The sequence below is a fragment of the Streptomyces sp. 2131.1 genome (assembly GCF_900105515.1).
GTDB lineage: Bacteria > Actinomycetota > Actinomycetes > Streptomycetales > Streptomycetaceae > Streptomyces > Streptomyces drozdowiczii.
In genome coordinates, this window is record NZ_FNSY01000001.1 from 5,087,905 (window position 1) to 5,108,912 (window position 21,008).

At 72.7% G+C, this 21,008-nt stretch carries 21 protein-coding genes and 1 pseudogene; 10 read left to right on the forward strand and 12 right to left on the reverse strand.

The window, feature by feature from the left end; all coding sequences use genetic code 11:
- The first annotated feature begins 101 nt into the window (after nt 1-101).
- The gene (locus BLW14_RS22875; protein WP_093709063.1) at nt 102-848 is read left to right on the forward strand and encodes a bifunctional DNA primase/polymerase; all 747 of its coding nucleotides are present in this window, start codon (nt 102-104) and stop codon (nt 846-848) included.
- Nucleotides 849-870: 22 nt separating this feature from the next.
- On the opposite strand, the gene BLW14_RS22880 is transcribed toward BLW14_RS22875, so the two are convergent.
- From BLW14_RS22880 to efeO, 4 genes are read right to left on the reverse strand one after another with little or no spacing between them, the layout of a single operon-like run.
- Nucleotides 871-1,821 (reverse strand): SCO2278 family lipoprotein, encoded by a 951-nt coding sequence (locus BLW14_RS22880; RefSeq protein ID WP_093710823.1) that lies wholly within the window; start codon nt 1,819-1,821, stop codon nt 871-873.
- A complete protein-coding gene (gene efeU / locus BLW14_RS22885; protein WP_093709064.1) occupies nt 1,736-2,704 on the reverse strand; it encodes an iron uptake transporter permease EfeU in 969 nt (322 codons plus the stop codon). The genes BLW14_RS22880 and efeU overlap by 86 nt, the downstream gene beginning before the upstream one ends.
- Before the next feature lie 30 nt (nt 2,705-2,734).
- Nucleotides 2,735-3,994: an iron uptake transporter deferrochelatase/peroxidase subunit gene (gene efeB, locus BLW14_RS22890; protein ID WP_093709065.1), complete on the reverse strand. Its 1,260-nt coding sequence runs from the start codon at nt 3,992-3,994 to the stop codon at nt 2,735-2,737.
- 23 nt (nt 3,995-4,017) lie between these two features.
- A complete protein-coding gene (efeO, locus tag BLW14_RS22895) occupies nt 4,018-5,154 on the reverse strand; it encodes an iron uptake system protein EfeO (protein WP_093709066.1) in 1,137 nt (378 codons plus the stop codon).
- A 233-nt stretch (nt 5,155-5,387) separates the two neighbouring features.
- On the opposite strand from efeO, the gene BLW14_RS34590 reads away from it, so the two are divergent.
- A complete protein-coding gene (locus BLW14_RS34590) occupies nt 5,388-5,537 on the forward strand; it encodes a hypothetical protein (protein WP_177153849.1) in 150 nt (49 codons plus the stop codon).
- Nucleotides 5,538-5,619: 82 nt separating this feature from the next.
- A complete protein-coding gene (locus BLW14_RS22900; RefSeq protein ID WP_093709067.1) occupies nt 5,620-6,291 on the forward strand; it encodes a PhzF family phenazine biosynthesis protein in 672 nt (223 codons plus the stop codon).
- A gap of 14 nt (nt 6,292-6,305) precedes the next feature.
- On the opposite strand, the gene BLW14_RS22905 is transcribed toward BLW14_RS22900, so the two are convergent.
- Nucleotides 6,306-6,968 carry a biliverdin-producing heme oxygenase gene (locus tag BLW14_RS22905; protein ID WP_093709068.1) on the reverse strand — a complete coding sequence of 221 codons (663 nt, stop codon included), beginning with the start codon at nt 6,966-6,968 and terminating at the stop codon, nt 6,306-6,308.
- 310 nt (nt 6,969-7,278) lie between these two features.
- The gene (locus tag BLW14_RS22910) at nt 7,279-7,998 is read right to left on the reverse strand and encodes a TetR/AcrR family transcriptional regulator (protein WP_093709069.1); all 720 of its coding nucleotides are present in this window, start codon (nt 7,996-7,998) and stop codon (nt 7,279-7,281) included.
- Nucleotides 7,999-8,142: 144 nt separating this feature from the next.
- On the opposite strand from BLW14_RS22910, the gene BLW14_RS22915 reads away from it, so the two are divergent.
- The gene (locus BLW14_RS22915) at nt 8,143-9,030 is read left to right on the forward strand and encodes an NAD(P)H-binding protein (RefSeq protein ID WP_093710824.1); all 888 of its coding nucleotides are present in this window, start codon (nt 8,143-8,145) and stop codon (nt 9,028-9,030) included.
- On the opposite strand, the gene map is transcribed toward BLW14_RS22915, so the two are convergent.
- Nucleotides 9,017-9,874: a type I methionyl aminopeptidase gene (map, locus tag BLW14_RS22920; RefSeq protein WP_026242711.1), complete on the reverse strand. Its 858-nt coding sequence runs from the start codon at nt 9,872-9,874 to the stop codon at nt 9,017-9,019. The two genes, BLW14_RS22915 and map, sit on opposite strands and share 14 nt — an antisense overlap.
- A 58-nt stretch (nt 9,875-9,932) precedes the next feature.
- On the opposite strand from map, the gene BLW14_RS22925 reads away from it, so the two are divergent.
- Nucleotides 9,933-10,169 (forward strand): hypothetical protein, encoded by a 237-nt coding sequence (locus BLW14_RS22925; protein WP_177154237.1) that lies wholly within the window; start codon nt 9,933-9,935, stop codon nt 10,167-10,169.
- Nucleotides 10,170-10,251: 82 nt separating this feature from the next.
- On the opposite strand, the gene BLW14_RS22930 is transcribed toward BLW14_RS22925, so the two are convergent.
- On the reverse strand, nt 10,252-11,562 hold the full coding sequence (locus BLW14_RS22930; protein ID WP_093709071.1) for an MFS transporter: 1,311 nt from the start codon (nt 11,560-11,562) through the stop codon (nt 10,252-10,254).
- A gap of 86 nt (nt 11,563-11,648) precedes the next feature.
- The gene (locus BLW14_RS22935; protein WP_093709072.1) at nt 11,649-12,254 is read right to left on the reverse strand and encodes a hypothetical protein; all 606 of its coding nucleotides are present in this window, start codon (nt 12,252-12,254) and stop codon (nt 11,649-11,651) included.
- A 129-nt stretch (nt 12,255-12,383) separates the two neighbouring features.
- On the opposite strand from BLW14_RS22935, the gene npdG reads away from it, so the two are divergent.
- Nucleotides 12,384-13,094, forward strand: a complete 711-nt coding sequence (gene npdG / locus BLW14_RS22940) for an NADPH-dependent F420 reductase (RefSeq protein ID WP_093709073.1) — start codon at nt 12,384-12,386, stop codon at nt 13,092-13,094.
- An 83-nt stretch (nt 13,095-13,177) separates the two neighbouring features.
- The gene (locus BLW14_RS22945; protein ID WP_093709074.1) at nt 13,178-13,363 is read left to right on the forward strand and encodes a hypothetical protein; all 186 of its coding nucleotides are present in this window, start codon (nt 13,178-13,180) and stop codon (nt 13,361-13,363) included.
- 152 nt (nt 13,364-13,515) lie between these two features.
- Here BLW14_RS22945 and BLW14_RS22950 read toward each other — a convergent pair whose 3' ends face one another.
- Nucleotides 13,516-14,304: a site-2 protease family protein gene (locus BLW14_RS22950; RefSeq protein ID WP_093709075.1), complete on the reverse strand. Its 789-nt coding sequence runs from the start codon at nt 14,302-14,304 to the stop codon at nt 13,516-13,518.
- A gap of 68 nt (nt 14,305-14,372) precedes the next feature.
- Between BLW14_RS22950 and BLW14_RS22955 the strand changes: the two genes are divergently transcribed.
- From BLW14_RS22955 to BLW14_RS22965, 3 genes and pseudogenes are all read left to right on the forward strand, one after another.
- Nucleotides 14,373-15,134, forward strand: a complete 762-nt coding sequence (locus BLW14_RS22955; RefSeq protein ID WP_093709076.1) for a GNAT family N-acetyltransferase — start codon at nt 14,373-14,375, stop codon at nt 15,132-15,134.
- A 35-nt stretch (nt 15,135-15,169) separates the two neighbouring features.
- A pseudogene (locus BLW14_RS22960) lies at nt 15,170-15,560 on the forward strand (signal peptidase I).
- Nucleotides 15,561-15,676: 116 nt separating this feature from the next.
- Nucleotides 15,677-19,000 (forward strand): ATP-binding protein, encoded by a 3,324-nt coding sequence (locus BLW14_RS22965; RefSeq protein WP_093709077.1) that lies wholly within the window; start codon nt 15,677-15,679, stop codon nt 18,998-19,000.
- 10 nt (nt 19,001-19,010) lie between these two features.
- Here BLW14_RS22965 and BLW14_RS22970 read toward each other — a convergent pair whose 3' ends face one another.
- Together BLW14_RS22970 and BLW14_RS22975 are read right to left on the reverse strand one after the other, a co-directional pair.
- A complete protein-coding gene (locus tag BLW14_RS22970) occupies nt 19,011-19,868 on the reverse strand; it encodes an ABC transporter permease (RefSeq protein ID WP_093709078.1) in 858 nt (285 codons plus the stop codon).
- Nucleotides 19,865-20,884: an ATP-binding cassette domain-containing protein gene (locus BLW14_RS22975; RefSeq protein WP_093709079.1), complete on the reverse strand. Its 1,020-nt coding sequence runs from the start codon at nt 20,882-20,884 to the stop codon at nt 19,865-19,867. The genes BLW14_RS22970 and BLW14_RS22975 overlap by 4 nt, the downstream gene beginning before the upstream one ends.
- Between the last annotated feature and the right edge of the window lie 124 nt (nt 20,885-21,008).

The window sequence follows — 21,008 nt, forward strand, 5'->3', positions numbered from 1 at the left end:
GCGTGCGGCATCGGCCGTCCCACCCCGCTTCCGGACTCCGGCCACCCGAGGCGCAGGATGGTGGGACCATGGGCAGGGGCAACGCAAAGGCAAGGGGATAGATGGGCGCCGATTTCGGCCGTGGTCGCGGCTCGGAGAGCAAGATTTCCCAGTGGCTGCGGCGACGAGCCAAACCGCAGCAGCGCGAGGTCGACGAGACCGCACGGGAGGCGCTGCTCCTGGCCGTCGCGGAGGCCGGAATGCCGATCGCGCCCGCCGCCCACCCGGTCGGCTACCGATGTTCGTGCGAACGCATCGGCTGCCCGACCCCGGCCCGGCACCCGCTCTCCTTCGCCTGGCAGACGCAGTCCACCACCGACGGCGCCCAGATCGAGCGCTGGGCCCGCAGCCAGCCGCAGGCCAACTTCATCACCGCCACCGGCATGATCCACGACGTCCTCGACGTCCCGCTGGCCGCCGGCGAGCAGGCCCTGGAGCGGCTCCTCGCCGCCGGGGTCGAGGTCGGCCCCGTGGCCCGCTCCGGCGACGACCGGATGCTGTTCTTCACCGCGACGCGCGGCACCCCCGAGGACGAGGACGAGTGGTGGCCGTGCGAGCTGGACTGCCACCCCGAGACGATGGACGAGCACCCGGGCCTGCGCTGGCACTGCCGGGGCAGCTACGTCCTGCTGCCGCCGGCCCAGCTCCCCGGTGAGCTGGACGTCGCCTGGCTGCGCGGTCCCGAGAACCCGCTGCCTGACCCGCTGACGCTTCTGGAGACGCTGACGGACGCCTGCGCCCGCTTCGTGGGCTCCGCCGGGCAGAGCGACGTCGACCACGAATCGGTGGCCTGGCCGCTGCGCCGGTAGCCGGGAGGGACCGGGCCGCGGCCTACGAGCCCTTCGCCGACGTCAGGCCCGGCAGCCGGTTGAGCACGGCCACCCGCTCCGTACCGGCGCCCTTCTTCGGCACGTACACCAGCTGGCTGGAGATCCGCTCCTTGGTCAGCGTGCTCTTCACCTCGCCGGTCAGCAGCGCCTCCACATCGGGGTCGACCGTCGGGCGCAACCCCTGCGCGGCGGTCTGCCGCTCGTAGTGCCTGCTGCTGAAGAAGACCAGCGCCCCGCCGTCCTCGGTGGCCAGCGCGAGCGGGGCGTACGAACCGTCGTCCAGCGGCTGGTCGACGTACTGGTACGAGAACCCGGCCCGCCGGGTGTTCAGCCGCGCCTCGCGCCACTGCGAGGTCGCCGCCCCGGGCGCGAAGACGTCCGGCGAGCCCTTCTGCAGGTACTGCGTGTACCGCGTGCCGAGGTCCTGCGGGGCCACCACCAGGCCGGGGCCGTCCGCCGCGACCGGCTCCGCCCCGCCGTCGCCGTCCTTCGCGAGGGCGGGCACCTGACCGGGCGTGACGACCGACAGATAGGCGGCCTTCCAGCCCGCGTCCGGGCCCGACTTGACGAACGCGAGCAGCCAGCGGGTGTCCTGCTTGCCCTGGTCCCGGTCGCGGTTGGAGTCCGTGTCGGCGACGAACCAGCGCGGCCAGCCCGCCTTCTTCGGTATGACGAAGCGGGTGTCGCTCAGCTCCAGCGGCCGGTGCCGGGCGTTGCCGGTGGGCTCGATCCGGTGCCGGGCCTTGAGCCCCGCCTGGTTGACGGCGCCGAGGGAGCCCGTCACCACGTCCGCGTCCAGCGCCGGATCGTACGCCTTGTCGGCGGCGTTGTACGCGGTGGTGAAGGCCTTCAGCGCCTCGGCGGCCTCAGCCTTCGTCGCCGCCGGTACGACTTCCCGCTCCCCGTGCACCGTCACGCACCCGCTCGCCGTCAGGCCCAGCACCGTCGCCACCGCGAGTCCCGTCACCGGCCGCACCGGCTTCAGACTTCTCATCCGTTGCTTTCCGCGCCTTCTGATCCGCCGCCACTGACCGTCCGAACCCTACCGGGGACAGGAACAGCGCGAGGGCCGGGACCAGATACAGCGCCCAGACGCTGAGTTGGAGGACGGTGGGGTCCGGCTGGAAGTTGAACGTGCCCTTCAGCAGGGTGCCGTACCAGCTGTCCGGCGGGATGGTGGAGCTGATGTCGAACGCCCGGTTCTGCAGGCCGCCGAGGAACTCCGCCTCCTGGAGGTCGTGCACCCCGTACGCCAGCACACCGGCGGCGACGACCACCAGCATTCCGCCGGTCCAGGTGAAGAACTTCGCCAGGTTGATCTTCAGCGCGCCCCGGTAGAACAGCCAGCCCAGGACCACCGCCGTGGCGATGCCGAGGACCGCGCCGATCATCGGGTGCCAGCCGTCGTCCGCCGCGTGCACCGCGCGCCACACGAACAACGAGGTCTCCAGGCCCTCCCGGCCGACCGCGAGGAGCGCGGTGGCGACGAGCGCGCCGGTGCCCATGGCGAGCGCCGCGTCGAGCTTGCCGTGCAGCTCCGCCTTGAGGTGGCGCGCGGTCCGCCGCATCCAGAAGACCATCCACGTCACCAGGCCCACCGAGACGATCGACAGCGAACCGCCGAGCGCCTCCTGCGCCTTGAACGTCATCTCCTGCGAGCCGAATTCGAGCCCGGCGCCGAAGGCGAGGCTGACGACGACCGCGACGGCCACACCGATCCAGATCGGCAGCAGCCGGTCGCGGTTGCCGGTCTTCACCAGGTACGCGATGAGGATGCAGACGACCAGGCTGGCCTCCAGGCCCTCACGCAGCCCGATCAGGAAGTTGCTGAACACGTGTCGGTTCCCTTTCCGCTTCGAGTCCCGTTACGAGAACAGCGCCCGGCCCCACCAGTCGTCCTTGTCGCGGACGCCCGGCGGGACGGCGAAATGCGCCGAACCCACGTGCTGGATGTACTCGTTGAGTGCGTCGTGTGCCGCCAGGCGCCGCTGCAGAGGAACGAACGCCTTGCGGGTGTCGCGCTGGTAGGCGAGGAAGAACAGCCCCGCGTCGAGCCGGCCGAGGCCGTCGGTGCCGTCCGTGAAGGAGTAGCCCCGGCGCAGGATCGTCGCCCCGTCGTTGCTGTCCGGGTGGGCGAGGCGCACGTGCGCGGTCGGCAGCATCGCCTTCAGGAACGGCTCGTCGCGCTCCTTGGACTTGCCGACCGGCGCGCCCTCGCCCTTGTCGCGGCCGAAGACGTCCTCCTGCTCCTGGAGCGAGGTGCGGTCCCAGGTCTCGATGTGCATCCGGATGCGCCGGGCCACCAGGTACGAGCCGCCGGTCATCCAGTCGGGCCCGTCCCCCTTCCCGGCCCACACGTGCTTGCCGAGGGCTGCCGTGTCGGTGCCGGAGATGTTCCGGGTGCCGTCCTTGAAGCCGAGCATGTTGCGCGGGGTCTGGGCGTCCGGCGTGGTCGACGACGTCTTGCCGAAACCCAGCTGGGACCAGCGGATCGCGGTGCGGCCCATGCCGATCCTGGCGAGGTTGCGGATGGCGTGCACGGCCACCTGCGGGTCGTCCGCGCACGCCTGGACGCACAGGTCGCCACCGCTGCGGGACCTGTCGAGGTTGTCGCCGGGGAACTTCGGCAGGTCCACGAGCGCGGCGGGGCGCCGGTCCTCCAGACCGAAGCGGTCCTTCGCGAACAGCGAGGGTCCGAAGCCGACCGTCAGCGTGAGCCGGGACGGCTTGAGGCCCAGCGCCTCGCCGGTGTCGTCCGGCGGGGCCTCGGCGAGGCCCCCGTAGGCGCCGTCGCCGACCGCGTGGCCGGCCGTCATCCGCTCGGCCGCCCGGGTCCACTCCTTGAGCAGCGCGACCAGTTCGGCCCGGTCCTTCGTCGTCACGTCGAACGCGGCGAAGTGCAGCCGGTCCTGGACGGCGGTGGCGATACCGGCCTGGTGCGCGCCGTGGAACGGCACCGCGGCGCCGCTGTCCGCGGCCGGGGCGCCGTCGCCGGAGCGGGCCGCGGCGACGCCGACACCGGCGGCCGCGGCGCCGAGCGCGAGCCCGGCACCGCCCCAGCCCAGCAGGGCCCGCCGCGACGGGGCGTTGCCGTCGCGGGGCGCCTCGGGGGTCTCCTCGGTCATGCCCGGAGCCTCTCTTCGGCCGGTTACTTCGTCACCGCGGCGGCGAGCTTGGACAGCGGCTCGGCCAGCGCGTTGACCGCGTCCGACAGCTCCTTGCGGTCCGCCTTGCCGACCTTGTCGTAGGAGGTGAACTCGTACGAGGAGGTGTGCTTGCGGTACTTGTCGAGCAGCTTGTTCAGCTCGGCGAACCGCTTGTCCAGGGTGGCGGTGAGCGCGGAGTCGTTCTTCGACGCGATCGGCTTCAGGAGGTCGTACGACTGCTCGGCGCCCTCGACGTTGGCCTTGAAGTCGACGAGGTCGGTGTGGCTGTAGCGCTCCTCCTCACCGGTGACCTTGCCGGTGGCGACCTCGTCGAGGAGCTCCTTGGCGCCGTTGGCCATCGAGGTCGGGGTGATGTCGGCGGTGCCGACGCGCTTCTGCCAGTCGGTCAGGTCCTTGTACAGGGCCGGCGCGAGCGCCTTCTCCTCGGCGCCCAGCTTCTTGTCCTGCCACAGCGCCTTCTCCAGGCGGTGCCAGCCGGTCCACTTCTGGGCGTCCTCCAGGCCGTCCGCCCGCACGTCGACCTTGGGGTCGATGTCGCCGAAGGACTCGGCGACGGGCTCGGTGCGCTCCCAGCCGATACGGGAGTCGGCGTACGCCTTCTTCGCGGCCTCGACGTCACCGGCGGCGACGGCGTCCGTGAAGACCTTGACCTTCGGCAGCGTCTCGTCGGCCTGCGCCTGCACGTAGGTGCGGTACGCGGCGACGGCCTTGTCCATCTCGGGGCTGCGCTTGGCCGCCTTGCCGCCGCTGACCTCGATCTTCTGCCGGATGCCGTGGCCCTTCATGCCGGGCTTGCAGGCGATCTCGTACGAACCGGCCTTGATCTCGGCCGTGATGGTGGCCTTGGTGCCGGGGCCGATGTTCTCGCGCTCGGCGACGATGCGGTCGTCCGGGAAGAGGACGTAGACCTCGGTGACCTTGGAGCCCTTGTTCTGCACGGCCAGCTCGATGTGCCCGGCCGGCAGCTTCGTCTTCGAGACCTCGCAGGAGTCGTCCTTGGCGACGACCTGGACGGCCCCGTCACCCTTGCCGTCGCTCTTCTCGGCGCAGCCCGTGACGGCGGTCAGAGCGGCCGCGGTGGCGGCGGCGGTGACGACGGAGAGACGAACGGCTCGCATGGAGGCTCCACATGGGGATGAAGAAGAAGGGAAGAGACCGGACAAAGGCAGGTGAGGCGGACCTAACTTAACCGAGGCTTACCTGCCCGCCACCCACCCGTGCAGTGATTCAGCTCTCACTGCCCGGGCCCGGAAACGGAGTGATCACGGCCGACCCATGGACGAACCTCGCACAGGTAATGCGCAGGTCAAGTCCGGAGGTCCGGAACCACGAGCGGCACTCCGGTCCGGGGATGCGGGAACACCGCGACCGGCGGCTCGGGGGCCCTGGCCTCCACCGGCTCCGACGTGCCCACGGGCCGCTGCTCGCCGCTTCGGGCCTGATCGTGGCGGCCGGTGCCGGAGCGGTCGTCGCGGCGCGCCGCCGCCGTACCACCGCCTGATCCGCGCCCCCGGACGGCATCGCCGCCCGGGTGCAGGCCCTTTCGCGGGGCGGGTGCCCGGGCGGGTGCTTGAATGCCTGACGTGAGCGACTACGACGTACCCGCCGGCACCGACGTCCTGCGCGTGTTCTGCGGCCCCGACGGCCGGCACGGCAACGCCCTCGCGGTCGTACGCGACGGGCGCCGCATCCCCGTCCGCGCGGACCGGCAGGATCTCGCCGGGAAACTCGGCTTCAGCGAGACCGTGTTCGTCGACGACCCCGAGCGCGGGCAGCTCGACATCTACACCCCGGGCCTCCGGCTGCCGTTCGCCGGGCACCCGGTCGTCGGCGCCGCCTGGCTGCTCGACCTGGAGATCCTGGAGCTGGAGGTGGGCGACGTGTTCGCCCGCCAGGACGGCGAGTTCAGCTGGATCACCGCCCGACCCGAGTGGGCGCCGCCGCGCACCCTCCAGCAGTACGCGTCGGCCGCCGAGGTCGACGCGCTCCCGGCGCCGCCGCCCGGCGAGGGCTGGCTCTACGCCTGGGCGTGGGAGGAGGAGGCGGCGGGACGCGTCAGGGCGCGCGCCTTCCCGCGCAGGGACGACGGGATCACGGAGGACGAAGCGACGGGAGCCGCCGCCCTGTTGCTGAGCGCTCAGCTCGGGCGCGCGCTCAACATCACACAGGGCCGCGGCTCCCAGATCCTCACGGCGCCCGCGCCGGACGGCACGGTGGAGATCGGCGGCAGGGTGGTCCTGGCCCATCACGGCTGACGGGCCGAGAGGGCTCAGGCGGCGCGGAACTCCTCGCCCAGCTCCCGGAACACGGCGGTGTTCAGCGCGAAGGCGCGCTTGCACTCCTCCACGATCCGCTGCTTCTCCAGGTCGTCCGCGTTCACCGCGTCAAGCAGCTCGCGGTAACCCCGCTTGAAGGAGGCGGGGTTGGAGATCTCCTGGAAGACGTAGAACCGTACCCCGTCGCCCTTGCGCGCGAAGCCCCAGGTCTTCTCCGCCTTGTCCCGGATGATCTGACCGCCCGACAGGTCGCCCAGGTAGCGCGTGTAGTGGTGCGCGATGTACCCGGCGGGCCAGGTGCGGGCGCACTCGGCGACCCGCCCGGCGTACGCGGCGGTGGCCGGCAGCGGCTCCAGGCCCTCGCGCCAGCCGTCACCGCGCAGATGGGCGAGGTCGCGCTCCAGCTCGGCGGTGCGCATCAGCTCCGGCTGTATGAACGGCCCGGCGACCGGGTCGGCGGCCAGCGCCCGGGCACCCTCCTCCAGCGCCCGGTACACGAACCACAGCTGCTCGGTGTAGCGCGTGTACGCGTCCACCCCGAGGCGCCCGCCGAGCAGGTCGCCCATGAACGTCGAGGTCTCCGCCTCGGTGTGCTGCTCGTGGGACGCCGTACGGATCAGCGTCGAGAAGGGCGTGGCGGTGACGGTTGCGTCCAAGGCGGGCCTCCGGGGCCGAGAGGGACGGGGAGTCCGGGAAGAGACGGAAATATCGGCCCGCCGCAGCTGTCCGCGGTGGCGCGGGCCGATGGCTCGATCTTCCTGTTCAGGTATACCTAAGTCAACTCTTTGCCGACGGCTTGTCGGGAACTGCGGACGTGCCGCCGGACGGTCCGGCGCGGGTGCGGCAGGGGTGGGCGGATCCGGCCGGTGTGTGGGTGCGGCAGGGGTGGGCGGATCCGGCCGGGGTGCGGGTGCGGCAGGGGTGGGCGGATCCGGCCGGGGTGCGGGCGCTCCCGTCGGCTCCGGGTCAGCGGCTCTCGTCGGGGGCGGTCGAGATGCGGTCGAGCAGTTCGCCGAGCAGGGCGCGCTCACCCGCCGTCAGGGCGCCGGTCCGGGGGAGGAGGGCGTGCAGGGCCACGGCCGCCGCGGCCGGGCCGGGGGGCGGGGAGGCGGGCGCCTCGGTGGTGATCGCGGCGATGACGGCTTCCCTGGCCAGCCGGGACACGCTCATGTCCCGGCGGTCCTCGGGGGTGGCGATGAGTGAGAGGGTGGTGCCGCCTCCCACCGCGTGCACCAGGTGGGTGGCGCGCGCCTCGTCGATCCGCAGGCGTCCGGCCTCGGCGATCCGGTGGACGTGCGCGCCGAGGATCTCCAGTGCGGCGGTGGCGGCGGGGGAGGGGGTGCCGGGGCTGGGCTGGGCGTACATCAGTGTGTACAGGGCCGGGTTGGCCAGGCCGAACTCCGTGTTGAAGTTCCAGCCCCTGCGCAGGTCCTCCACCGGGTCGCCCGAGAGTTCCAGCGCGGCCTTCTCGTCGATGTGGCTCGCGAAGCCGTGGGCGGCCACGGCGTCGAGCAGGCCCTGCTTGTCCCCGAAGAGCCGGTAGATGGTGGGCGCCTGGACGCCGGCCGCGGCGCTGACGGCCCGGGTCGAGACCGCCTCGCGCCCTTCCTCCGCGAGCAGCCGGGTGGCGGCGGCGATGATCCGTTGGCGGTTGCTATCGGCGGGGGCGGGGCGCTCGGTCTCCATGGTTTCCGATGATAACGGAATTGTGTTAGCGGTTTGCGCTATCGGCGTTAGCGTGCAACCGTTATCAGTGGAAACGGTGAGTTGCCGGCGATCCGCCGGCGTGCCGTGTCCGCGTCCACCGCCATGCCCGCTTCGGAGGTTCCCGTGATCGTCGTTACCGCCCCCACCGGCCAGATCGGCCGCCAAGTGCTCGATGCGCTGCTCGACGGCAGCGAGAAGGTGCGGGTGATCGCCCGCGACCCCGCGAAGATCGCCCCCGAGGCGCGCGAGCGCGTCGAGATTGTCCAGGGTTCCCACAGCGACCCGCGGGTGCTGAGCCAGGCGTTCGAGGGGGCCGACAGCGTCCTGTGGCTGGTCCCGCCGAACCCCCGCGCCGACGACATCGAGGAGCACTACCTCGGCTTCACCCGCCCGGCCTGCGAGGCCCTGCGGCAGCAAGGCGTGCGCCGAGTCGTCGGCGTCAGCAGCCTGGGCCGCGGATACGGGAAGCATGCGGGGCAGCTGTCGGCCGCGTTCGCGATGGACGAGCTGATCGAGAGCACCGGGGTCGGCTACCGCGCCCTGGCGATGCCGTTCTTCATGGAGAACCTGCTGCACCAGGCCGGCGCGCTGAGGACGGAGGGCGTGCTGTCCGTCCTGGCCGCCCCGGATCGCGCGCTGCCGCTCGTCGCCACCCGCGACATCGCCGCGAAGGCCGCCCGCCTCCTCGCCGACGGTTCCTGGTCGGGGCAGGAGACGGTCCCGCTGATCGGCCCGGACTCCCTGACGCCCGCCGGGATGGCCCAGGTCCTGTCCGAGGTCCTGGACCGCCCGGTCCGCTTCGAACGGCCCGACGACGAGGAGTACCGGGCGACGCTGACGCGGTACGGGATGCACGAGGCGTGGGCCCAGGGCCTGCTCGACATGGCCGCCGCCCAGGAGGACGGCATCTACGACCCCGAGTGGCGCACCCTGGACGCCCCGGCCCCCACCGGCTTCCGCCAGTGGTGCCGGGATGTGCTGATACCCGCGGTGGAGGCTACGGGAGCGTGAGGATGTCCGCGCCGGTCTCCGTCACGACGAGCGTGTGCTCGAACTGCGCGGTGCGCTTGCGGTCCTTCGTCACCACGGTCCAGCCGTCGTCCCACATGTCGTAGTCGTGGCTGCCGAGCGTCAGCATCGGCTCGATGGTGAACGTCATGCCGGGCTTCATCACGGTGGTGGCGTGCGGGCTGTCGTAGTGCGGCACGATGAGCCCGGAGTGGAACGAGGTGTTGATCCCGTGGCCGGTGAAGTCCCGGACCACGCCGTACCCGAAGCGCTTCGCGTACGACTCGATGACCCGCCCGATCACGTTGATCTGCCGGCCCGGCTTCACGGCCTTGATCGCGCGCCGCAGCGACTCCTCGGTGCGCTCGACGAGCAGCCGCGACTCCTCGTCGACGTCACCGCAGAGGTACGTGGCGTTGTTGTCGCCGTGCACCCCGTTGATGTACGCGGTCACGTCGAGGTTCACGATGTCGCCGTCGCGCAGCACGGTGGAGTCCGGGATGCCGTGGCAGATCACCTCGTTGAGCGAGGTGCACAGCGACTTGGGGAAGCCGCGGTAGCCCAGCGTCGACGGGTATGCCCCGTGGTCGCACATGAACTCGTGGGCGACGCGGTCGAGTTCGTCCGTCGTGACACCCGGGGCGATGAGCTTGGCGGCCTCGGCCATCGCCTGCGCGGCGATCCGTCCCGCGACGCGCATGCGCTCGACGGTGTCGGCGTCCTGCACCTCCGGCCCGGTGTAGGGCGTCGGAGCCGGCTTGCCCACATACTCGGGGCGCCGGATGTTTCCGGGCACGGAACGGACGGGAGTGATCTCCCCTGGTACGAGCAGCGACTGGCCAGACATGCCAGCGAGTCTAACCAGCGTGTCCGGGGCACCATGGCACAGAGGAAAGGATCCGATGATGGCCCTGTTCAAGAAGCGCACGGTCGGCAAGCCGGGCGAGTGGTTCTACTGCCTGGAGCACAAGAAGGTCGAAGAAGGCCCCGAGTGCCCGGCGAAGGACCGCTTCGGCCCGTACGCCTCCCGGCAGGAGGCGCAGCACGCGATGGAGACCGCCCAGGAACGGAACCTGGAGTGGGACACCGACCCCAAGTGGCACGACCGCAAGGGTCAGGACGAGGACGGCCAGGCGGGCTGACGGGGCCGCCGGGCCTTCGGGCGCGGGGCGGGGCCGCTGGGGCGGCCGGGCGCGCGGCCGGTCACGGCCGCACGCCCATGCCTCAGGCCGCCGCCTCCACGTCCACGCCCTCCGCGTGCCGGGCACGCCTGCGCAGCGCGTCCTCGTCCGTCGCCGAGTCGTACGTGAGGAGCTTCGGGAGCGCCGCCGCCAGCAGCGCCACCGAGGCGACGCACGCCACGCCGCCGGTCCAGATCGCGGGCCTGGTCCCCGTCCACCCGGCCATGCCGCCGGCCCTGACCTGGCCGAGCTGCGGTCCGACGCTGTACGAGAGCACCTCGATGCCCGCGAGGCGGCCGCGCAGCTCCTCCGGGATCGTCTGGTTCCAGATGGTCGACCGGCCGAGCCCGCTGAGCATGTCGCCCGCCCCGGCGAACCCGAGGCAGACCAGCACCAGCCACACGTTGCCGAACCAGCCGGCCGCCGCGATCGAGAGCCCCCAGACGCCGGCACCGAACACGACGAACAGCCCGTGCCGGCGCACCCGCGAGGTCCAGCCGCTGGTCAGACCGAGCACCAGCGAGCCGACCGAGCCCGCCGCGTACATCAGGCCCAGCGACCAGTCGGCGTCCAGCTCGTCCGCGAGGAACGGGAAGATGGTGTTGGGGAACGCGAAGAACATCGCGGCCATGTCGATCGCGTACGTGCCGAGCAGCACCGGCCTGCTCCAGGCGTAGCGGGCGCCCTCCACGATGCCGCGCAGCGACGGCTTCCGCCCCTTCTCGGCGGGCGGCGCGGGGGCGAGCCCGCGGCACATCAGCACCGACACGGCGAAGGTGACGACGGTGATCGCGTACGCGGTGGCGTGCCCGGCGTAGGCCACCACCAGACCGGCCAGCGCCGGGCCCATGATCGCCCCGGCCTGCCAGCGCAGCGAGTTCAGCGCGGCGGCCGCGGTCAGCTGGTCGTGCGGCACGATCCGGGCCATCAGCGAGTCCAGCGCGGGCCGCTGGAGCCCGGCGAGCGCGGAGACCCCGCCCGCCACCACGTACAGCGGCCACAGCATCGGGTCGGGCAGGGCCGCGTTCACCAGCAGGATCACCGCGAGCAGCCCCAGCCCGGCCTCGGTGAGCAGGATGATCTTCCGCCGGTCGGCGGCGTCGGCGAGGGCGCCCCCGTACAGGCCGCATATGACCAGCGGCACCAGCTCCACCGCGCCCATCGCGCCGACGGCGAGGGGCGAGCCCGTGAGGTCCTTGATCTGGAGCGGCAGCGCGATCAGCGCCATGAAGCTGCCGAAGTAGGTGACGATCCCCTGCACCCACAGCAGCCGGAAGTCGGCCGACGAACGCCAGGGCGAGAGGTCGGGAAGCAGTGCGGCCAGCCTGGCGGCGAGGGAGGTGCGAGAGGTCACGAGGAGACATGGTCTGTCGTGATACGTGGAGTATGCAAGCGGGTTTCCCGGGGCCCTGGCCCGCTCATCAGCGAACCCGGGCCCGCTCACCAGCGGGGTGGCGGGGGAGCCGTCAGCTGGTCCGCGAGCCGGGACAGCCGGTCGCGGAACGTGCGGCGGCCGGTGCGCGGGACGGGCGCGCCGTTCTCCCCGGCGGCGGCGCTGACCAGGTGCTGGACGGTGTCCAGGTCCACGTCGTCCCCGTCCGTCACGGACAGCGCCTCATGGGCGAGCCCGCGCACCTGCGGGTCGCCGTTGTCCAGCGAGAGGACCGTCGCCCCGGCCCGCCGCGCGTCGTGGACCCGTTCCAGGAGCCCCTCGCCCGGACGCTCCGGCGTCACCACGAGCAGCGTCTCGCCCCGCCCGGCCGCCTCGATCCGGCCTAGGCCGACCGCGAGGTGCGCCGGGTCGCCGGGCTCCACGCGGTGGCGCACCAGGGTGGGGCGGAGCTCGGGCAGCCCGGACCAGGTGGACTCGTCGACCAGATGGGCCGCCAGGTGCCAGGGCTCGTAGACCTCGGTCCCCACCAGCAGCAGCCCGCCGCCGTGCGGGACCACGGAGGAGCGGAGCGCACCGGCGAACCGCCGGGCGGCGGCGGGCCACTGGGTCCTGGCGAGCACTTCACGCAGTAGCGCCACACGTACGGCATCCATGGCCCGGCATCCTGCACCATGCCGGGGCCCCGGCACCGGCGAAAGGCCGGACAGCCATCCGTACGGGTGGCGGCGCGGGCCCCCGGGCTTTGCCCCGTACCTGGCGTACCTGGCAGTAGTGTCGGGGCCATGACTACGAATGACAGCGGCAGCGCGCCCAAGCCCCCCGCCAAGGACCCCTGGGACCTGCCGGACGTGTCCGGCCTGACCGTCGGCGTGCTCGGCGGCACGGGACCGCAGGGCCGCGGCCTCGCGTACCGCTTCGCCCGCGCGGGCCAGCAGGTGATCATCGGCTCCCGCGCCGCGGACCGCGCGGAGGCGGCGGCCGGGGAGCTGGGCAACGGCGTACGCGGCGCGGACAACGCGACCTGCGCGCGGGAGAGCGACGTCGTGATCGTCGCGGTGCCGTGGGACGGCCACGCCAAGACCCTGGAATCGCTCCGCGAGGAGCTGGCCGGGAAGATCGTCGTCGACTGCGTCAACCCGCTCGGCTTCGACAAGAAGGGCGCCTACGCCCTGAAGCCGGAAGAGGGCAGCGCCGCCGAGCAGGCCGCCGCCCTGCTGCCGGACTCCCGCGTCACGGCCGCCTTCCACCACCTCTCCGCCGTACTGCTCCAGGACGAGACGATCGACGAGATCGACACCGACGTCCTGGTGCTCGGCGAGGCCCGCGCCGACACGGACATCGTCCAGGCCCTGGCCGGCCGCATCGCCGGCATGCGCGGCATCTTCGCGGGCCGCCTGCGCAACGCCCACCAGGTCGAGTCCCTGGTCGCCAACCTGATCTCCGTCAACCGCCGCTACAAGGCCCACGCCGGACTCCGCACCACGGACGTGTGAGCCGGGCCCACCCTCCTTCGGGCGGCCGGGAGCATGGGGGACACTGGTCAGGACCGCACAGCCCCCCGACAGGAGCCACCCCCATGCCCCGCCTCGCCCTCTACGCCCTCGTCGTCTGCGTCCTCGCGCTCGCCGCGGCCGTGACGTCCTTCGTCCAGGGCAGCGTGCTCATCGGCATCGTCTGGGTCCTGCTGGTCGGCCTCTCCTCGAACATGGCCTGGTACTACGTCCGCCGCCGCCGCACCGCGACGGCCGACCGCAGCGCCTAGGGCCCCTCCTTTGGATCATGCCGGGCTCGCGGGCTCCGTGCCTCGCGGCGTCGTCGTCAATCACCAACGCTCCGCGTTGGTTCAATCCTCCGCCTTGCGATGCACGGCACCGGAGCCCGCTCCCTGATCCGCCCTGATCCACAGGAAAGGCCCTAACCGGCCACCTCGCACACCGGGTTCGCCCCCTGCCAGAACCGGTACGCGTCCAGGCCGCAGTCCGTCCAGAACCCGTGCACGCCCAGGCCCCTCAGGATCGCGTAGACCGCGTCGAAGAAGGCCCGGTTCAGCTCCGGCACCCACAGCAGGGCGAAGACCGCGATCAGGCCGAACGGGGCGAACGGCTCGACCGCCCGCCGGGCCGAGTGCGACAGCCAGGGCTCGATGACCCCGTAGCCGTCGAGACCCGGTACGGGCAGGAAGTTCAGGATGGCCGCCGTCACCTGGAGCAGCGCCAGAAAGGCCAGCGCGTTACGGAAGGCGGGGGGCACCCCGTCCAGCGCGTCCAGCCAGAACGGCGCGGTGCACACCACCGCGAACAGCACGTTGGTCAGCGGCCCGGCCGCCGAGATCAGGCTGTGCCGCCACCGCCCGCGGATCCGGCCCCGCTCGATGAACACCGCACCACCGGGCAGCCCGATCCCGCCCATGATCACGAACAGTACCGGCAGCACGATGCTCAGCAGCGCGTGCGTGTACTTCAGCGGGTTCAGCGTCAGATAGCCCTTGGACCCGATCGAGATGTCCCCGCTGTGCAGCGCCGTCCTCGCGTGCGCGTACTCGTGCAGACACAGCGACACGACCCACGCCCCGGTGACGAACAGGAACGTCGCGAACCCCGGTTGCTCGGCGAACCCCGACCACACTCCCCACCCCGCCACGGCCGTCACGGCGGCGATCCCGAGGAAGACCGGACTGATCCGCTGCTGCGCTGCGCTTGCCATGGCCCAGAGCCTAAGCGCTGCACGGTAACCCGAAGGCGGGCATGGTCAACACTGCCTAGACTCCCCGCATGACGAGTGCGGAACTGCGGCGGATCAGGGCCTTCCTGGCGGCCTTCGCCCGCCGCCAGGCCGAGCGGGTCGCCGGCCTTCCGGGCGGGTTCGCCGTGTACGACGACGAGTTCGCGCATTCCCGCGCGAACAATCAGGTCGTCATCGACCGGGCCGTCGACCCCGGCACGCTGCCCTCCGTCGTGGACGAGGCGCTGGCCCCGCTGCCGCACCGGCTGGTCTCCGTCCTCGACGACGAGACGGGCCAGGCGTGCGCGGAGCCGATGACCCGCGCGGGATACACCCACTCCGTCTACCTGGTCATGCTGCACGCGGGCCCGGTGCCGGCCGGCGGGCGTGCGGAGGAGGTGGACCTCGACGCGCTCCGCGCTCCGCTCACCCGGCGGTGGAGGGGGATGCTCCCGGACGTCGACGACGAGGTCGTACGGCACCTCGTCGACCGCCGCGAGGCCCGCCCCCGCGGGGCCGACGACGTCCGCTTCCTCGGCGCCCGCACCGTGGAGGGCGAAGTCGCCTCGTGGGCGGACCTCTACCTGGACCCGGCAACCGGCATCGCCCAGATCGAGGACCTGGTCACCTCCGAGGCCCACCTCGGACGCGGCCATGCCGACGCGGTCCTCGCCACCGCCCTGCGCCTGGCCGCCGACGGGGGCTGCGCCACCCGGTTCCTGACCGCCGACGCGACGGACTGGCCCCGCCACTGGTACGAACGCAGAGGCTTCTCGGCCATCGGCCGCCTCCACTGCTTCGAACGCGGCTGAACCGGAGGCTCCCGGTCCACTGCTAGCGTCCCCACGTGAACGACAACGTGTACGTGGGCAACGCCGGCAAGGACGCCGCGCTCGACCGCGGGTGGATCCTCGGGCACTTCAAGGACGCGGGGGATCCGCGGTACAGCGAGGACGTCGAGATCAAGTGGGGCGTCCACCCCGTGGGCGACGAGCGGGCGCGGTGGGTGCGGGGGGGAGAGCCGGACCGCGTTGCTCGTGCTCATCAGCGGGCGGTTCCGGGTGGAGCTGCCCGGGCGCAGCGTGCTGCTGGAGGAGCAGGGCGACTACGTGGTGTGGGGCGTCGGCGTCGATCACTCCTGGGTCGCGGAGGAGGAGTCCGTGGTGCTCACCGTCCGCTGGCCGTCCGTGCCCGGGTACGCGGTCGGGGCGGCGGAGCCCGCGACGCCGGGGGACTGACGGCGACACGGCGGAAACGGTTCGCTTCCCGCCCCGGGACCGGAAAGGGTGGGCCCATGACGAGCAGGGGCGGGGCGGCTGTGCGGACGGCGGCGGGGGTCACGGAGAATGGGCGCGTGCGCTACGGCATCCTCGGCACGACCCAGGCACTCCGCGACGACGGCTCGGCCCTCTCCGTCGGCGGGGCGCGGCTGCGCGCGCTGCTCACCGTGCTCGCGCTGCGGCCCGGCCGCACGGTCCCGGTCGGCGTGCTCGTCGACGAGGTGTGGGACGGCGAACCGCCCGCCGACGCGGCCGGCGCGCTCCAGGCACTGGTCGGGCGGCTGCGCCGGGCCATCGGGCACGAGGCCGTCGCATCGGCGGAGAACGGCTACCGGCTGGCCGCCGAACCGGAGGCCGTCGACCTCTTCCGCTTCGAGCGGCTCGCCGGTGAGGGCGCGAGGGCCCTCGCGTCCGGCGACCCGGCCCGAGCCCTGGGCCTCCTGGACGAGGCACTCGCCCTCTGGCGGGGTCCCGCGCTCGCCGACCTGCCCGACCGGCACACCGAGGCCGCCCGCTGGACGGCCCGCCGGCTCGACGCCCGCCGGGACAGGCTCGCCGCCGCGCTCCGGCTCGGCCGGGCCCCCGAGGTGCTGCCGGAACTGACCGCGCTCTGCGGCGAGCACCCCCTCGACGAACCCCTCCAGGCGCTGCGCCTGCGCGCCCTGCGCGACGCCGGGCGCACCGCCCAGGCCCTGGCCGCGTACGACGAGGTCCGCACCCTCCTCGCGGACCGTCTCGGCACCGACCCGGGGGCCGAGCTGACCGCCCTGTACACGGAGCTGCTGCGGCAGGATCGTCCGCCGGCGGCGACACCCGCGCCCGCCGCCCTCGGCAACCTCCGCGCCCGGCTCACCAGCTTCGTCGGCCGGGAACGCGAGTTGGAGGCCCTGCGCGGCGACCTCGCGCAGGGAAGGCTCGTCACCCTGCTCGGGCCCGGCGGGGCCGGCAAGACCCGGCTCTCGCAGGAGGTCGCGGACACCGTCGACCCCGGCACCTGGCCCGACGGCATCTGGCTCGCCGAGCTGGCCCCCGTCGACGATCCGGAGGCCGTGCCGGAGGCGGTGCTCGCCGCACTGGGGGCGCGGGAGACGGTGCTCAGCGGGGCCGGTTCCGGGGAGTTCCGGGCGGCCGAGCGGGCCTCCGGCGACGAGCGCGCCGCCGGTGAGTCCACGGCCCGGCTCACCGAGTACTGCTCGCGGCGCCGCATGCTGCTCCTGCTGGACAACTGCGAGCACGTCATCGAGGCCGCCGCCGCCCTCGCCGACCACCTGCTGGCCCGCTGCCCCCGGCTCACCGTCCTCGCGACCAGCCGGGAACCCCTCGGCGTGCCGGGCGAGGCGGTCCGGCCGGTCGACCCGCTGCCGGACCCGACCGCGCTGCGGCTGCTCGCGGAGCGCGGGGCCGCCGCCCGGCCCGGCTTCCGGGTCGACGCGGACGAGGCGACGGCGGCGGCCGCGGCCGAGATCTGCCGCCGTCTGGACGGGCTGCCGCTCGCCATCGAACTCGCCGCGGCCCGGCTGCGGATGCTCACCCCGCAGCAGATCGCGGACCGGCTCGACGACCGCTTCCGGCTGCTGACCAGCGGCAGCCGGACCGTGCTGCCCCGCCAGCAGACCCTGCGGGCCGTCGTCGACTGGTCCTGGGAGCTGCTGGACGACGACGAGCGCGTCACCCTGCGCCGGCTCTCCGTCTTCGCCGGCGGCTGCACCCTGGAGGCCGCCGAGGCCGTCTGCGCCGACGGGACCGGCGGGGCGGGCGACGCCGCCCGCCTGCTGGGCTCCCTCGTCGACAAGTCCCTCGTGGTGGCCGCCCCGGCGGAGGACGGACAGATGCGCTACCGGCTCCTGGAAACCGTCGGCGAGTACGCGGCGGAGCGGCTGGAGGAGTCGGGGGAGCGGGACGCCGTCGAGCGCCGGCACCTGGTGTTCTTCCGCGAGCTGGCCCGTACGACCGACCCGTTGCTGCGGGGCACCGGACAGCTCGCCGCCGTCGGGCTCCTCCAGCGCGAGTACGAGAACCTGCGAACCGCCCTGCGCCACGCCGTCGCCGCACGCGACGAGCAGGAGGCGCTGTGCATGGTGCTGTCGCTCTCCTGGTACTGGCAGATCCGCAACCTGCGCGGCGATGCCCTGCACTGGGCGGACGCGGCGGCCGCCCTCGGCCCCGACCCGTTCGCCATGCCCGTGGAGCCGGCGCCCTCCCTCCACGAGCGCTGCACCGACGCGCCCCCGCCCATGCGGCAGGAGCTGCTGGAGGAGGCGCGGCGGCAGGTGACACTGATCCAGCTGGTCAGCATGGACCACGCGATGGACGAGTGGACGAACGAGGAGAGCATGGCCCGGCTGCGGGCGATCGTCGCCACGTACCGGGCCGGCCAGCCGCAGACCTGCCGCAGCCCCGCCTCGCTCTGGTTCTACGCCGTGATGCTGACCGGCGGCGTCGCCGACCTGCGGCACCTGCTGGACGAGACGGTGCGCGGCTCCCGCGAGTTCGGTTACGAGTGGGAGCTCGCCGCCGCCCTCCAGATGCGGGCCAACGTGCTGGCCAACCGCCCCGACTGGGCCGGCGAGGCCCACAGGGACGCCGACGAGAGCCTGGCGATTTTCACCCGGCTCGGCGACGAGTGGGGCATGGCCGAGGCGCTCTCCTCGCGCGGCGAGGCCAACGAGAAGCAGGGCTCCTACGCGCGGGCGGCCGAGGACTACCAGGCCGCGATCCGCTCGGCCGAGCGGCTGGGCGCCCTGGCCCAGGTCTCCGTACTGCGCATCCGTCACGCCTCCGTGCTCACCGAGCTCGGCCGGGGCGAGGAGGGCGAGGCGATCATGCGCGAGGTGCTGGCCGACGAACGCCAGACCGGGCACGAGGCCAGGCCGGCGGCCCGGCTGTTCCTGGCGATGTGGCTGGGCCGGTGCGGCCGGACCACCGAGGCTCGCGAGCAGTTCGCCCGCCTCCAGGAGGAGTTCGCCTCCGAGACCATGGCGGTGTTCGAGGGTTTCGTCCTCGGCGGCCTGGCCTGGCTGGACAACCAGGACGGCGAGTACGCCCGCGCGCTGGAGCAGAGCCGGCGGGCCCTGAAGGGCGTACAGGACCCGCTGACGCAGATGGTCGCGCCGCAGATGGCGGTGATCAACCTGGTCATCCTGGCCTGGGCGCTCGGCGGGCTCGGCGGCGAGGAGGAGGCCGGAATCGCGGCGCGGCTGCTGGGCGCCGGCCGGGTGCACCTGCCCGAGGGCCACTTCATGAACACGATGGAGCGGGAGAACCTCGCCCGCGCCGAGGCTCTGGTGCGCGGCCGGCTGGGCGACGCCGCCTACGAGGCCGCATACGCCGAGGGCGGCGGCCTCTCTCTGGAGGAGGCCGCCGCCCTCGCGGACGCGCGATCGGAACCGAACCCGTAGGGATCCGAACTCAGGACTTCTTGCGGAACTTGGAGACGGCGAGCGGGGCCACGGCCGCCGTGATGGCCACGGCCCAGCCGAGGGTCAGCCACACGGAGTGGCCGAGCGAGGTGCCCATCATGAGACCGCGCGCGGCGTCCGCCAGGTTCGACAGCGGGTTGTAGTCGGTGAAGGCCTGGAGCCAGCCCGGCATCGTGGTGGGCGGGGCGAAGATCGAGGAACCGAACTGGAGCGGCATCATGACCAGCATCCCCATTCCCTGAACCGCCTGGGACGTCTTCATGGCCAGGCCGAGCAGGATGAAGATCCACATGATGGCGGCGCCGAACGCGGCCGACAGGCCGATCGCCGCGATCAGTCCGAGCACGGACCCGTGGAGCTCCATGCCGAGGGCGAAGCCCATGCCCAGCAGGATGAGCGTGGCGACCATCATCCGGCCGAGCTCGACCACGATCTTGGCGACGAGCACCGAGGAGCGCGCGATCGGCATCGTACGGAAGCGGTCCATGACCCCCTTGCGGAAGTCGTCGTTGACACCGCTGCCGACCGCCATGGCGATGTTCATGCCCATCATCGCCATCAGGCCGGGGATCAGGTAGTTCAGGTACTCCTGCCGGCCGCCGCCCATGCTGCCGCCGACCGAGCCGCCGAAGACGTACACGAACAGCAGCACGAAGATGACGGGCATCAGCAGCGCGTCGAACATCGACTCCGGATCCTTCTTGATCTGGAGCAGATTGCGCCGGACCAGGGCCCCGATGTGGCGCAGGTTGTTCCGCAGGCCGATGCCGCCCTCGTCGTGGAGCTTGGCGGCCGGCGCGGCGACGGGCGTGTCGGTGGGGGTGGGCGTCAGAGTCGTCGTGCTCATGCCGCGACCTCCTCGGGAATCGTGTCGGTGACGGTGGCCTTGTCGCCGGTGATGGCGAGGAAGACCTCGTCCAGGCTGGGCAGCGCGGTGGCGACGTGCGCCAGCGAGAAGCCCCGGGTGCCGAGCAGGCCGATGACGGCGGTGAGCTGCTCGTCGCTGAGGATCGGTACGTAGAGCAGGCCCTCGTCCGGAACCGCCTGCGCGCCCGCGACACCGTCGAGACCGGTCTCCCGCAGCGCCTGCGCCATCGGGGCCAGCTCGGCCGGGTCCGAGGGGCGGATCTGCAGGGTGCGGCCGCCGACCTTGGCCTTCAGCTCGTTGACACCGCCGCGGGCGATGATCCGGCCCTTGTCGATGACGGTCAGCTCGTTGGCCAGCTGTTCGGCCTCTTCCATGTACTGGGTGGTGAGGAGCACGGTCGCCCCCTCCGCGACCATGCGCTGCACCTCGTCCCAGACCTCGTTGCGGGTACGGGGGTCGAGCCCCGTCGTCGGCTCGTCGAGGTAGAGGACGGCCGGGCTGCCGATCATGGAGGCGGCCAGGTCGAGCCGGCGGCGCATCCCGCCGGAGTACTCCATCGCGGCCTTCTTCGCCGCGTCCGTGAGCGAGAAGCGCTCCAGCAGCTCGTCGGCCCGGGCCCGCGCCTTCTTGCGGGGCAGGTCGAGCAGCCGCCCGATCATGTAGAGGTTCTCCCAGCCGGAGAGCTTCTCGTCGACCGAGGCGTACTGGCCGGTCAGGCCGATGGTGCGGCGCAGCGCGCGGGGCTGCTTCACCACGTCGAAGCCGGCGACGACCGCGGTCCCGGCGTCGGGCGTGATCAGCGTGGAGAGGCAGCGTACGAGGGTGGTCTTGCCGGCGCCGTTGGGGCCGAGCACGCCGAGGACGGTGCCCTCGCGCACATCGAGGTCCACGCCGTCCAGGGCCTTGGTCTCGCCGTAGTGCTTGACCAGTCCCCGCACCTCTACGGCGTTTCCGCCGGTCCCGCCGTTTCGGGGGTTCTTGTCGATTCGCGTCATGCCGACTACTAGACCAGCCGCCACCGACAGCCCGCCTACAGCGGGCCGACAGCCTGCCTATAGCCGCCGACAACGGCCGACAGCCCGCCGACGGGGGAAGTCGGCGGGCTGTCGTCGTTACCGG